General features: G+C 74.4%; 11 protein-coding genes. 2 read left to right on the forward strand and 9 right to left on the reverse strand.

Annotation, left to right across the window (positions count from 1 at the left end; all coding sequences use genetic code 11):
- Positions 1-36: 36 nt before the first annotated feature.
- Both QP939_RS45900 and QP939_RS45905 read right to left on the reverse strand, forming a co-directional pair.
- Positions 37-816: an FHA domain-containing protein gene (locus tag QP939_RS45900; RefSeq protein ID WP_285453118.1), complete on the reverse strand. Its 780-nt coding sequence runs from the start codon at positions 814-816 to the stop codon at positions 37-39.
- A 72-nt stretch (positions 817-888) separates the two neighbouring features.
- Positions 889-2,559, reverse strand: coding sequence for a serine/threonine-protein kinase (locus QP939_RS45905; RefSeq protein ID WP_285453119.1), 1,671 nt, complete (start codon positions 2,557-2,559; stop codon positions 889-891).
- Positions 2,560-2,680: 121 nt separating this feature from the next.
- On the opposite strand from QP939_RS45905, the gene QP939_RS45910 reads away from it, so the two are divergent.
- Positions 2,681-3,031, forward strand: coding sequence for a hypothetical protein (locus tag QP939_RS45910; protein WP_285453120.1), 351 nt, complete (start codon positions 2,681-2,683; stop codon positions 3,029-3,031).
- Positions 3,031-3,876: a hypothetical protein gene (locus tag QP939_RS45915; protein WP_285453121.1), complete on the forward strand. Its 846-nt coding sequence runs from the start codon at positions 3,031-3,033 to the stop codon at positions 3,874-3,876. The genes QP939_RS45910 and QP939_RS45915 overlap by 1 nt, the downstream gene beginning before the upstream one ends.
- A gap of 7 nt (positions 3,877-3,883) precedes the next feature.
- Here QP939_RS45915 and QP939_RS45920 read toward each other — a convergent pair whose 3' ends face one another.
- The 7 genes from QP939_RS45920 to QP939_RS45950 form a co-directional block, all read right to left on the reverse strand.
- A complete protein-coding gene (locus QP939_RS45920; RefSeq protein ID WP_285453122.1) occupies positions 3,884-5,125 on the reverse strand; it encodes a serine/threonine protein kinase in 1,242 nt (413 codons plus the stop codon).
- The gene (locus QP939_RS45925) at positions 5,119-7,188 is read right to left on the reverse strand and encodes a transglutaminase TgpA family protein (protein ID WP_285453123.1); all 2,070 of its coding nucleotides are present in this window, start codon (positions 7,186-7,188) and stop codon (positions 5,119-5,121) included. Before QP939_RS45925 ends, QP939_RS45920 begins: the two co-directional genes overlap by 7 nt.
- Positions 7,185-8,312, reverse strand: a complete 1,128-nt coding sequence (locus tag QP939_RS45930; protein WP_285453124.1) for a DUF58 domain-containing protein — start codon at positions 8,310-8,312, stop codon at positions 7,185-7,187. The genes QP939_RS45925 and QP939_RS45930 overlap by 4 nt, the downstream gene beginning before the upstream one ends.
- A complete protein-coding gene (locus tag QP939_RS45935) occupies positions 8,312-9,274 on the reverse strand; it encodes an AAA family ATPase (RefSeq protein WP_285453125.1) in 963 nt (320 codons plus the stop codon). Before QP939_RS45935 ends, QP939_RS45930 begins: the two co-directional genes overlap by 1 nt.
- A complete protein-coding gene (locus QP939_RS45940) occupies positions 9,271-11,346 on the reverse strand; it encodes a fibronectin type III domain-containing protein (protein WP_285453126.1) in 2,076 nt (691 codons plus the stop codon). The genes QP939_RS45935 and QP939_RS45940 overlap by 4 nt, the downstream gene beginning before the upstream one ends.
- A gap of 51 nt (positions 11,347-11,397) precedes the next feature.
- Positions 11,398-12,156 (reverse strand): DinB family protein, encoded by a 759-nt coding sequence (locus QP939_RS45945; protein ID WP_285453127.1) that lies wholly within the window; start codon positions 12,154-12,156, stop codon positions 11,398-11,400.
- A gap of 188 nt (positions 12,157-12,344) precedes the next feature.
- Positions 12,345-13,511 (reverse strand): NAD(P)/FAD-dependent oxidoreductase, encoded by a 1,167-nt coding sequence (locus QP939_RS45950; RefSeq protein WP_285453128.1) that lies wholly within the window; start codon positions 13,509-13,511, stop codon positions 12,345-12,347.
- Positions 13,512-13,533: the final 22 nt, after the last annotated feature.

The raw sequence follows: 13,533 nt of genomic DNA on the forward strand, positions 1-13,533 counted from the left end.
GTTCCCCGGCCCGCGGGTATCGGCCGACTTGGGCTCTCAGTCCCAGCCGTCGAGCAGACTCAGGTCGGCCGGGACCAGCGTCGACGTGCTCATCAGCGCCTGGACCAGGTTGTGGTTGAGCATGTTGCCGATCGGCTCGACCAGCTCTTCCTTCGTCAGGCCGGGAACGCCGTCCTGGTGCAGGCGCTGCCGGACCGCGGCGAGCACGCGCTCGACGCGGCGGTCGCTCCAGTCGGCGTCGGGCTGCAGCTCCGCCATTTCCTCGGCGACCTGCCGCCTGCCGAGCGGCTGGGCGAACGCCTCCTGGGCCAGGTAGCGCTGGCCCAGCACGACGAGCACCAGCTTCTCGTCCGGGGTCAGCCAGTACCGCTTGGGCGGCTGCGTGACGGCGTCGAACAACGACGGCGGGCACGCGCCGTCCGGGCCGATCACGTACACCTCCATCATGTGCTCCCGGCCGCGGGTGCCGCGCACGAACATCGGCGTGTAGCCGGGCACCAGCGGGAGCGGGTCGTGCCCGGGGAACAGCCACTGGTCACCGGGCAGCCGGATGGGCAGGCGGCCCGTGTTGGTCACCTGCCAGCCACCGTCGCGGTGGCTGATCACGCCCGTCTGGCGGCTGACCCGGAGGTCGTCCTCGCCGAGGCACAGGTCCACCTGCGGCCGGTTGCGGCCGAACCGCAGCTGCCGCCCCGGCGCCGGCTCCAGGGTGACGCCCTGCGAGAGGGCCAGCGCGAAGAGGGAGCCCGGCACCGGGTCGGTCACCCCGCGGCGCAGGTGCTCGTACTGCCGCGCGTCCATCCGTGTCCCGCCCATCCGTCCTCCTGCCGCCACTGCCTGCCGTACCCGGCCATGGTCCCCCGGCACCCGCGGGACCCCTCCCGGCCGTCAGCGGGACAGCCGTTGCGCCACGGTGTCCGCCAGGCGACGCGCGGGTTCGCACAGCTGCTCCGGCTGCTTCTCGCTGTCTTCCACGTCGACCAGGACCAGCTCGTCGACGCGGGGCTTGGTGTCCTCGACGTAGCTGCGGTAGACGATGGCAACCTCGCAGTCGGTGTCGCTGCGCCCCTGCGGCAGCACCCGGGCGTCGAAGCGGCCGACCCGGATCGGGGTGCTGCCGGAGGCGGCGAAGTTTTCGGCGATCGTCCGGTCGAAGACCACCTTCGCGACGCCCGACCGGTCGGTGAAGCTCCACTGGCATTCCCAGTCGCCGAACGAGCGGACCTGGTTCAGCGGGCCGGGGCCGAGCGCTGCCGTGACGACCGGGGCGTCGAGCAGCGCGCACGCGTTCTCGCCGGCGAGCGACCCGGCGTCGAGCGTGCGGCGGGCGATCCGGCCGGAGTTCAGGGAGACCAGCGCGCTGCTGGTGATCGCCTCGGCCATCCCGCACAGGTCGACCTTCCCAGTGCCGGTCAGGTCGGCGTCGATGACGACCTGGTAGCCGGGCAGCAGCAGAATCCGGGTGCAGCCGTCGTCTTCGGCGGGCGGGCGCTGGATCCCGACGGCCCCGACTTGCTGCACCGGCGTGGCCTCGTCTTGCTCGTCGATCGCGAACTCGACGCTGACGTCGACGTGGTCGCGCCGCTCCTTGGTCAGGTAGACCAGCGCGTCGCAGCGGTTGAAGTTGCCGTAGTCGTGCGAGGTTTCGACCACGCCGTAGCTGGAGAGCGCGTTGGCGTAGGTCAGGGAACACGGGTCGGCGGTGCGGGGATCACCCATGATCGACTCGTGCGCGGGAGCGGGCGCCGCGGTGACCGGCGGGGCGTCGTCACGGATCGTCAGCCAGGCCACCAAGGCCCCCACCAGGGCGAGCACGACGACACCGGCCGCGACCAGCCGCCACCGCCGTCGGACCGGGGATTTCGCCAGCGCCTCGAACCGCTGCCCGGCGGTCTCCGCCGTGGGCCGGGCGTCGGGGTCGCTGTCGGTGAGCTTGGCCAGCAAGACGCCGAGTGCGGCTTCGGGCGCGGGGTGGCCCTCGACCGCGTACCTGATCGTCATGCCCAGGGAGAACACGTCGGCCGCGGCGGTCGCCCGGTTGCCGCGGACGACTTCGGGCGCTTGGAACCCGGGCGTGCCCCCACCCGTTTTCGGGTCTTCGACCTGGGTGTCGCTGGCCCAGGTGGCGATGCCGAAGTCGGTGAGCTTGGCGGTGCGGTCCGCGGTCACCAGGACGTTCGCCGGGGTGACGTCGCGGTGGGTCATGTTCAGGTCGTGCAGGTGCGCGAGCGCGGCGGCGATCTGCGTGCCGATGGCGGCCGCCTCCCGCGGCGGCAGCGGGCCGTCGTCCTCGCGGAGCTGCCGCAGGCTGCGGGACGGCAGGTACTCCATGACCAGGCAGTCGCGGCCGTCGTCGGTCTTGACCAGGTCGTACGCGGCGATCACGTTCGGGTGAGCCAGCCGGGCGCCGGCGACGGGTTCGCCCGCCGAGACGCCGATCTTGAGCGCCACCGGCCGGCGCAGCGTGGTGTCCGTGGCCAGCCACACGACGCCCATGCCGCCCCGCCCGATCTGCTCTACCAGCCGGTAACGGTCAGCGATCAGATCACCACGATCCATTCGCCGAAGATAGCGGGTGAACGGCCCGCCGGAGGCAGGTACCCGCGATTCCGGAAATCGACGCGGGAAGGGTCCCGCGGCGACCGGCTTAGTCTCCGGCCATGCACAGACGGACGCACCGGTGACCCATCGCCTCCTCCGCTCGGTGAGCGGGCACCTGCGCCAGCGCGGCCACCACGCCGCTTTCCGCATCGCACCGCCGGTCTGGGACGAGTCCCGGCAGTGGCTCGCCCGGCTGCTCCACGAGCTGGCCATCTTCGGCTGGTTGCGCTGCGGCTGCATCGAGCCGGGCCCGGCGGCCGAACTGGTCGCGTTCGGCTGGTTGCGGGGCGGCTGCGTCGAGCCGGGCCTGGCCGCCGAGCTGGTCGAGCGGGGCGAACGCGCGGCGGCCGACGGCGACCTGCGCGAACTCCGGGCCGTCAACGCGGAACTGCGGCGGCTCGTCCCGCCCGGCGGGCTGCCTTGGACGTGATGCGCGCCTTGGCCGCGAGACTGTCGGCGGCCGAGGCGGCCGCGCTGGCACGAGCGGGCGACCTGCGCGGCGCGGCGGCGATCCTGACGGCGCTGGACGAGGCGGGTCCCGCCGAGTTCGACCTGCTGGCGCGCATCCACGCCCAGCGCGGCGACCTCGCCGAGGCCGACCTGTGCTGGGCGCGGGTGCAGGCCACCGATCCCGAGCACCCCGGCGCGGTGGCGGGCCGGGCCACGATCGCGGCGATCCGAGCGCGCCGACGGCCACGGCGTCCCCTGCTGCGGCCGTCGGCGCTGGCGGCGGCCGCGGTGGTCCTCGTCGCCGGTCTGTGTGTGCTGGGCGGCTCGACGGATCCCGCGTCACCCGCCGGTCCCGATGCGACGCGGGTGGCGGAACTCGAGCAGCAGCTGGCCGCCCAGGAAGCCACGGCGGCCCGGCACGAGGCGGCGCTCAACGCGATCGCGGTGGCAGTGGCGGTGCCCGGGGTGACGGTCCGGACCACGCGGGACGCGGTCGAGGTCCGGTTCCCCGGCGGTCTTTTCGGATCGGGCGACCAGCTGACCGCCGAAGGCCGCGGGCGGCTGCGCCGGGTCGGCTCGGCGCTGTCCGGCACGGAAGGCACGATCACGGTGATCGGCTGGACGGCGACTGTCCCCGGCGGTCCCGCGGCGGGTGGTTCGCCGGTGGCCTGGAGCCGGGCCCGCACGGCCGCCCGTGAACTCGCCGCGGCGGGCGGCCTGCCCCTCACCCGGTTCGCCCTGGCCAGTGGGGATCAAAGCGCTCCGCCGTTCCCGGACGCAGGGTCGAATCGCACGGTGACGCTGAGGATCTCGCCCTCGCGCTGACACTGCCTCACCGGTTGCACACCGCTCCCCGGATCGACCGGGACAGGCTCGTGTAGACCGCCCGGCCGTCGGTCGCCCGGACCTCGAAGCAGTAGCGCTTCACCGGATCCACCCGGACCGTCGCCGTGTGCGCGCGGCTCGCGAGCTCCGCGTGGTTCGGCTCGCCTTCCGGCGCGACGATCACCGCGTAGTCGGCCTGGGCCAGCGCACTCGTCCAGCTCAGCACCACCTGGTCGCCGTGGTCCCGGGGCTCGGCGAGCTCCAGCCCCGCGTTCTCGGCCGTCACCACCGGCGGCGAAACCGGGACCGCGTCCTCCGGCTCGCCGCTGAAGCCGACGAAGCCGACGAAGAGGGCCGCCGCTGACACCGCGGCCGCGACCCCCAGCAGCACCTTCCGGCGACGCGGGCGCACAGCTTCCGAAGTCGGCTTCGACGACAAAACCGACCAGCTGCTCGCCACCGCGGGGCTCGCTTCGGGGGACGACGGCAGCAGCTCGGCGAACCGCTCGGCGACCCAGGCCGCGTCCGGTGGCCGGTGGTCGGGGTTCGGGGCCAGCAGCCTGCCCACCACCGCCGACAGGATCACCGGCACCTCGGGATCGTCGATCAGCGGCACGGGCGTGCGCATCAGCCGCAGGATCCGTTCGCCGACCGGCTCGCCGAGCTGCCCGGGCAGCGGGACGAAGCCGGTGAGCGCGCGGTGCAGGAGCGCGCCGAGTCCGTACAGATCGGTCCGCTCGTCGAGCGTCTCGTCCCGCAGCGTCTCCGGCGCCAGGTACTCCAGCTCCCCGTCGATCACACGCGGGAACGCCTGGCGCACCGCGACGCCGAAGTCGGCCAGCACCGGTTCCCCCGTCGAACGGAACAGCACGTTCGCGGGCTGCACCCGGCCGTGCACCACCCCGGCCGCGTGCGCGCCCGCGAGCGCCGTCGCCACCACGTGCCCGAGGACGATCGCGTCGCCCGGCTGCAGCCACCGATCGCCGTCGATCAACCGGGCGAGGGACTGGGCGCACAGCTCCATCCGGAGCGCGTGCCGTCCGTCGGCCAGCTGCTCGACGCCGTCGATCGGGAGCACCGACGGCACCTCCTGGAGCCGGGCGCGGTCGTCCTCGACCGCGGCCAGCGTCCGGCGGTCGAACCGCGCCGGGAACACCTTGAGCGCCACCGGGACGTCGTCGAACAGTCCGGAGTAGACAGTCGCGACCGGACCGGTGCCGAGTGCGGGTCCGTCCGGGACGGTCAGCACGACGGCACCGCCCGCAGGCTGCGCACGTCGAACGCGGCCCGGAAGCGGGCCCGCCACGGCACTCCGGCCAAGCCCTTGCGGATCGCGCGCACCGCGGACCACGCCTGGTCCACGGTCCGGTGGTCGGCCACCTCGCCGGACCACAGTGCGACGTCCACCTGCCGCGCCAGCCACCCGAGCCCCTCCGCGACGGACTTGTCCACAGTGGACGGCAGACCGCGGGCCAGGTCGCGCACGGTCGCCCCGCGCGGTGCGGCGAATCCGTGTGCCCGCAGGACGTCCCGCGCCTCCTGCCACGCGGCGACAACGGCGTCCGCGCCGGTGCGGCGACGCCGCCGGGCCGTGCGCACGGCCCGCGAGACCGGGATCGCCGCGGTCAGCAGGACGAGCGCCGCGACGGCGCCGAAGCCCAGCCAGGCGGCCGAGCGGACGAGTCCGTCGAACGGCGAACCGCCGCCGGTCGGCTCGCCACCTTCGTCGTGCGGCACGTCCGGGTCGTGCAGCTGCGGCTGGGGCGGGAGCTCCCGCCGCGCTTGGTCGATGGCACCGGCCAGCGCGCCCGCCGCCGCACCCGAGCCCCGGGCCGCGCCGCCCGCCGGGTCGAGCGGCACCCAGCCGACCCCGGCGACGGCGACCTCGGGCCAGGCCACCGCGTCTCCATTGTGGACGGTCACGAGACCCCCGCCGCCGGGCGGGGCCCGGAACCCGACCGCGATCCGGGCCGGGATGCCGACGATCCGCGCCAGCGCGACGTACGCGGCGGCGAACTGCTCGCTGGTCCCGGCCCGCGTCGTCGACAGGAACGCGCTCAGCTGTGGCCACCCGCTGCCGGTCGGCAACACGGGCCCGGTGGCCAGGCGGTAGTGCCCGGCGAGGTAGCGCTCCAGCACCAGTGCGGCCCGGAACGACGGCCGCAGCCCGCCGGTCGCGGTCTTCGCCAGCTCGGCGACGCCGGGTGGCACCTGCCCGAGCCCGCCGGTCACCGCTGCCGGGTCGATCCCGGCGTCGAGCAGGTCTTCCGGCGCGACGGCCGGTTCCCGCCAGCCGAGTTCGTAGGCGACCGCACCGTGGCGGTCGGGCAGCAGCAACGTGCCGGTGCGCGGGTCGACCAGCGGCGCGATCCCGGTGACCGCGGCGGGTTCGGCCTGGCTCGGCAGCCAGGGGCCGCCCGAGTCCGGCGGGACCGTGATCCGCGCGTGGTGGGCGGCCTCGCCCAGCGACGACCCCAGCCGCAGGTAGTTCGCGTCGGCTCGCCACGTGGCGCCGTCGAACTCCTCGAGGACGGCGGTCCGCCAGCGGTCGACCGGCGCGGTGCTGGTGTAGCTGAACACGGGCAGTGCCGGGTGGGACAGCCGGTCCGCGACGTCGTCGAGCGGGTCGTCGACCCGCAGGGACGGGGGCGCGGCGGCTTCGTGGTCGATGGCCAGCGACGGCCGGGTGCCCTGGTCGACCGCGGTGAGCCCGATCGCGGCGGCCACCGCGAGCAGCGCGGACGGCACCACCAGCAGCGCCCGCCCACCACCGCGGCGGGTGAGGGCGAGCAGCGCACCGGCGACGACGCAGTACGCCAGCCCGGCCGCCGTCGCGACCGGTCCGGTCAGCGGCGCGTAGGCCTGGCTCAGCCCGGCGACGGCCAGTCCCGGCCCGAGCGCCACGACCGGACGGCGGAGCAGTTCCACGCCGAGCACCGCGGCGACCAGCACGGCCAAGGGCACGAACAGGACCAGCTCCGGTTCCGGGCGGGCGGGCCAGGTCGACTGCAGGGTCAGCTGCCAGGATCGGGTGACGCCGTCGAGGAGGCCGCGCAGCATCGCCGCGTCCGGCAGGCCCGGGCCGAACTCCAGTTCTCCCAAGGCAAGCAGGCCGACGAGGAGCGCGGCCACGGGCCGCAGGGCACCGATCCGGGCGCCGAGTTCGACAGCGACGAAGACGGCCACCAGCACCACGGCGACCGGCGCCACCAGCGGGCCGAGGCCGAACACCGGCGCGAACAACAGTCCGGGCAGGCCGGTGGCGAGCAGCAGCAACGCCGACGTCAGGCGTTCTGTCCACTGTGGAGTCATGGGGCGACCGCGTTCCAGCGCCGGGCCGCGTCGGCGGCGTCGGAGACGTCGAGGACGGTCGCGCCGGGAATCCCGGCGAACGCTCCCGAGCCGCAGAAGACGAAGACGACGAGCGGCGCGAAGCGGTCGCGCAACGCCGCCAGCGCGGCCCGGTCGGCGGGGGTGCCCCCGGCGGTGACGACGGCCAGCCCACCGGCCCCGTCCCGGGTCAACGGCTCGGGCACCAGCGCCGCACCGGAGGACGGTTCGAGCACGCACAGCGCGTCCAGCAGCGGCCGCAACGCCGGCACCCCGCCGGAGGTGTCCAGGTCGAGGCCGCCCGAGGACACCAGCCGCGCCGGGCGGTCCGCGCGCGCGGCCGAGGTGACCAGCGACGCGACGAGGTCGACCGCCTCTTCGAGCACCGGCCCCCGCAGGCGGCTGTCCAGCAGCGCGGTGAACCGCGGCTGGTCGGGGTCGGCGAAGTCGCGGACCATCAGCTGCCCGGTCCGGGCCGTCGCTTTCCAGTGCAGGTGCCGGATTTCGTCGCCGGGCACGTACTCCCGCACCTCGCGCAGGTCGTACGACCCGCGCAGCCGGTTGTCGGCCGCGGTGCCCTCGTGGTGGTGGCGCGGGCGGCCGCCACCGGGCGGGTGCAGGACGTGCACCCGCGGGTGCACCCACAGCGTCGCGATCTCCCCGGCCGCGACCTGCCGCCTGCCGAGCCCGAAGGGGTCGCCCCGGTCCAGGGTGAGCGGGCCGACCTGGTGCCGGCCGCGCCGGTCCGTGGGCAGCTCGTAGCGGTGCACGGCCTCGGCGTTCGGGGCCAGCGCGCGGATCCGGACCGCGCGCAGGCCGCCGCCGAGCCGGTCCCCCGCGCTGAACGCGACCTGCCGCCGTCCGGTCGGGTTGTGCACCCGGAGCGTGGCCACCGCGGGCTTCCCGCGCTCGACGCGGTCCGGGTAGATCTCGCGCGTGACGGCGACGCGCGGACGGCGTCCGGTCAGCAGCACCGCCGCCACCAGCGCGCCCGCACCGGCCCCGGCGATCGCCAGGAAGAACGGGTAACCGGCCCACTGGCCGGCGGAAAAGAGCACGACCGTGCCCGCGAGAACCCCGGTACCGCGCCGGGTCAGCCCGATCATCAGCCCTTCGTCCCCGCCTTCATCGGTGCCGGGGTGGCGTCGAGGACCTCGTCCACGACGCCGGTCGCGCGCCGCCCGTTCAGCTCGGCGTCGGCGGTCAGGATCAGCCGGTGGGCGAGCACGGCGTGGGCGACGTCCTTGACGTCGTCGACCGTGACGTACGAGCGGCCGTCCGTCGCCGCGAACGCCTGCCCGGCGCGGATCAGCGCGATGCTGCCGCGCGGGCTGGCCCCGTAGCGCAGCGCGGCGTGCGTGCGCGTCGCCGCCGCGAGCCGGGCGGCGTACTCGCAGACCGCGCGGTCGACGTGCACCGCGCGGACCTGCTGGATCGTCCGCTGCAGCGTCGGGATGTCCACCACCGGGGTCAGGTCGTCGGGGCCGACGCCCGCGCAGTCGCCCATGATCACCATGACCTCGGCCGCCAGATCCGGGTAGCCGACGTCGAGGCGCATCAGGAACCGGTCCAGCTGCGCCTCGGGCAGCCGGTAGGTGCCCGCCAGCTCGATCGGGTTCTGCGTGGCGACGACCAGGAACGGCCACGGCACCTCGTGGCGCACCGAGTCGACCGTGACGGTCCGCTCGGCCATCACCTCGAGCAGCGCCGACTGCGTCTTCGGCGTGCCGCGGTTGATCTCGTCCGCCACCACGAAGTTCGCGAACACGCCGCCGGGGTGGAACTCGAACCGCTCTTCCTTCTGGTGGTACACCGGCACGCCGGTGATGTCGCCGGGCAGCAGGTCGGGCGTGAACTGGATGCGGTTCCACGCACCGCCGACGCTGCGGGCCAGGCAGCGCGCCAGCGTCGTTTTGCCGACGCCGGGCACGTCTTCGACGAGCAGGTGCCCTTCGGCGAACAAGGCGGTGACGGCGAGGCGCACCACCTCCGGCTTGCCGCGCAGGACACTGTGGACGTTCGCCGCGATGCGCTCGTAGACGGCGCCGGGCGGGAGTGCTGGGGTCATCGGCTCTTCCACTGGATCCGGTTGGAGGTGATCCGGCCGTCCGGGGTCATGACGCTGACCCAGATCGTCTGGCCGGGTTCGTCGTAATCGAGCTCGTCGTAGGTCAGCGAGCCGTTCGCGTTGGTCCGCGCCGACTCGGTCTGCACGTTGGCATTGCTGTCGGAGCTGAGCCTGATGGCGTAGGTCGTGTTCGGCGCGAAGCCGGTCATCGTCACGTTCACCCGCGCGCAGTCCGGCGCGTCACAGTTGTCGGTCGTGGTCGGAGCGCCTTGGCTGATGGTGATCTTCGGCGACGGCACGGTGATCGACTTCGAGGCCGCGGCGCCGTTGCGGGTCTCCCCGTCCGGGGTCCTGGTGACCGCCCGAACCGTGAACGTGTAGGTGTTTCCCGCGCTGAGCCCGGAGTACTGCGTGCTCGTGCCGGACACGGTTTGCTGCGCGAGCCCGGTCCCGGTGACGACGTAGTGCACCAGCTGCCCGCCCCCGAGGTCCGGCTGGGTCCACGACAGCGACGCGCGGCCGCCGCGGTAGGTCGCGGTGAGCTTGGGGGCCGCCGCGGCCGCCGCCGGGGTCGCGGACGCCGACGCGCCCGGCCCCGTGCCCGCCTTGTTCACCGCGACGACCGTGAACGTGTAGCGGGTTCCGTTGGCCAGCCCCGAGATCGTGGCCTGCCGCGTGCCGCCGCCGACCGTGCGCGAACCACCGGCCCAGCTGATCCGGTAGGACGTCACGGCCGCCCGGTTGTCCGCGGCCGCGCCCCAGCTCACCGTCGCCGAGCCGTCGCCGCCGGTCGCCGACACCCCCGGCGGCGCCCCGGGCGGACTGGCCGGGACGGCGGGCGGCGACGGGTTCCGCGGCGGGGGCGGGTTGTGCGGCTTCGGCTTGTCCCCCGCGTCGACGTCCGGCTGGCTCCCGGTGCCCGGCCGCGGCACGGGCGGCTGCCCCGGCGTCGGGTGTTCCGGCACGGGCTGGTCCGGTTTCCCGGCGGGTGGCACGACGGGGACGTCGGTGACCTTCCCGTCCTTGCCGACGACCAGGACGTGGGTGCCCTGCCCGCCATCGACGTAGACGCGGGCGTCTTCGCCGCGGACGAGCCGCGACGTGCCTTCGCCGGGCGGCACGGGCTTGGCGTCGGTGGGCCTGCCAGCGGCGTCGAAGGTGAGCAGGGTGCCGGTGTCGCGGTTGACGAGCGCGACGACGGACCCACCGGCCACCGGGCCGTCGTAGTGCCCGGCGGGCAGCGCCACGACGATCGGCTTCCGCGGGTTCGGCGCCGGATCGACGAGGTAGAGCCGGTTCGCCGACGGGTCGAGCACGGGCACCCGGCCCGCGACGTCGTTGGCCGCCGGCCGCAGCTCGGCCGTGGCCGCGACGCCCATCGGCACGGCGGTGCCGAGCCCACCGGCTTCGACCGCGCGTACCGAACCGTCGGTCGTGTCGACGAAGTGCGGCGCGTCGCCGACCAAGGTCAGCGCGCCGCCGTGACCGGCGGGCAGCGGCACCGGGCAGGACGAGAGGCTGACGGCACCCCGGTCGAGCCGGCAGAGCAGGCCGGAAGTGGTGCGGGGCAGCCAAAGCGTGCCGTCGGCGGCGGCGACCGGGTCACCGACCGGGCCACCGGCGGACATCGTCGCCACCGGGTCCCCGAGCCGGGCGATCTGCCCGGCCCGGCGGTAGACGACGTACGGACCGCCGACGGTCTCCACCCCGACGGGCACCTCCACCGCGGGCGGCACCATCGACGGCCGCGCCGTCAGGTCGGACTTGCCGAACTCCGTGATCCGCTCGCTGCCGACGACGTAACCGCTGGCGTCGCCCTGCAGGACCTGGCTGCCCTGGTCACCGGGGACGGCGGCCTGCGCGTCGATGCCCGCGGTGCCGCCGTCGACGTGGAAAGCCACGTGCAGCACGGAGTTGTAGACCCAGTGGCCACCGGGCACCACCCGCAGGCCGGGCAGCGGGTGGGCGGCCCCGGTGACGGCGGCGGCGACGCCCGCGGTCACGACCACGACGATCCCGGCGACCGGCAACCGGGCCCGCCACGAGTACTTCCAGCGTGTGCTCTTCGTCACGGGAGCGGACAGTAGCCACGCGAGCCGGGAGGGGTCCCGGCTCGGCGGGCGCTACTGCCGCCCCGCCTCGAGCACCGCGAGGTCACGCACCGCGTAACGGTGGTGCTCGGCTTCTTCCTTCAGCACCACCTTGAGGCACCGGCGCACGACGTACTCCTGCTCGGGATACGGGTCGGCCGGTTTGCGACCGCAGACCCGGTCCAGCTCGGCCGCGGTCAGCCCGTCGACGACCCGCCGCATCACGGCCATCCGGGCGAGCCGCGGCGACAGCACCTCCTCCAGCGTCGGAGTGGCATCGAGGGTGAGACCGAGCTTCGCCGCCTCCTCGGGCGGCATCCCGCCCGCGGGAAAGCCCAGCGGGTGGTAGGGCGAGTCCTCCTCGAGCACGGCGTTGCCGAGCCAGGCGTCGCTGGCGAACAGCAGGTGCCGGTGCGTCTCGACGAACGACCATTCGCCGTCGACCTGCTTGTGCAACTCGGCTTCGGGCAACAGCTTCGCCCGCTCGAGCGTCGCACTCCACAGCTTCTCGATGGCGTCCCAAGCGGCCCGGTAGTCCTCGGGAGAAGTCGCCTCACGGGCGAGCACCCGCGCGGGGTGCCGCCGATCGAGCTCGGCCTCGACATACGCGGTCACGTCGACGTCGTTGACGACGACCCGCTCGAAGTCACCCCCGAGGGAGACGTCGCCGCCGTAGCAGTCGACGATCTTCAGCCCGCTCACCTCGCAGTCGCGGATCTCCAGGCCCGCGAGGTCGCACAGGTGGACACGGGCACCGCGGAACTGATCACTCTGGACGTATTCGGAAACCATCGGGGCAGTCTCGCGGACTCCTCCCGCCCGCGCCACGCGTTTCAGGCCGATGCCGGGCTGTGTTCGGCGGGGAAGGGCAGGCCGGTCGGTTCCTCGGAGATCGTCCGGATCCGCCGGGCCCCGACCACCATGCCTCCCCTCCCATCGCCGGGACCCATCCGGCCGGGAACCCGCGGTGCCGACCGGATTTACGCCGAGACCGCGACCGGCGCCGGAACCGTGTGACGACGGCGCGCCGGAAGCATCAGGGTCGGGTGGGAGACGCTCCACGCCGCGCTCGTGCAGATCAGTTCCTTGAGCCGCGCGGCGGGCTTGCCGGTCAGCGCCGACGGTTTGGGCCGGTCGTCCGGGTGCACCCACTGCACGATCGCGTCGTGGCGGCCGAGGCTGACGCACTGCGCCGTGTAGCCGATCTTGTTCTCCGGCAGCGCGCGGCCGGTCAGGCGGGCGGCGATGGCGTCGGCCGCCTGGTAGGCCGTCGGAACCCCCGAAGCGCACGACATCCGCAGCGGTGTGCCGTTCGCTCCCGGTGCGAACGCGGCGTCCCCGACCGCGTAGACGTCCGCGTGCGACACCGACCGCATCGTTTCGTCGACGACGATCTGCCCCGTCGCGGACACCTCCAGGGTCGTCGCCGCGGCGATGGGGTGGACGGCGAACCCGGCCGTCCAGACCGTCACCCGCGCCGGGAGCACGCGGCCGTCCGCGGTGACCGCGCCGGTCGGCTCCACGCCCGCGATGTCCGTGTGCTCGTGCGCGGTGATGCCGAGGCGGGCGAACGCCTTGCGCAGGTGCGCCTGGGCCTTTTCGCTCAGCCAGTCGCCGAGGCCGCCGCGGGCCGCGAGGGCGACGTCGAGGTCCGGGCGGGCTTCGGCGATCTCGGTGACCGCTTCGATGCCGGTCAGGCCACCTCCGACGACGAGCACCGCTTCGCCCGCGGCGAGGCCGGCCAGCCGCTCGCGCAGCCGCAGCGCGGACTCCTTGCCCGCGAGGAAGTGGGCGTGCTCGGTGACGCCCGGGACGCCGCAGTCGGCGGCCGTGCTGCCGAGGGCGTAGATGAGCGTGTCGTAGGCGATCTCGCCGTCGTCGAGGGAGACGGTCTTGCGGTCGACGTCCACGGCCGCGACCCGCGCCTGCCGCACCCGCACGCCGGTGCCCGCGAAGAGGTCGGTCAGGGCGCGGTGCCGCAGGTCCTGGCCGGTCGCGAGCTGGTGCATGCGGACGCGTTCGACGAACTCGGCGTCGGCGTTGACGAGCGTGATCTCGGTGTCGGCGGGGTGCAGCCGCTTGGCCAGGCGCCCGGCCGCGTTCGCTCCGGCGTACCCGGCTCCGAGGACGACGATGCGGTGCTTCATGGTTTCCCTCATTCCTGTCCGG

It is taken from the genome of Amycolatopsis nalaikhensis (assembly GCF_030264295.1).
Lineage (GTDB): Bacteria > Actinomycetota > Actinomycetes > Mycobacteriales > Pseudonocardiaceae > Amycolatopsis > Amycolatopsis nalaikhensis.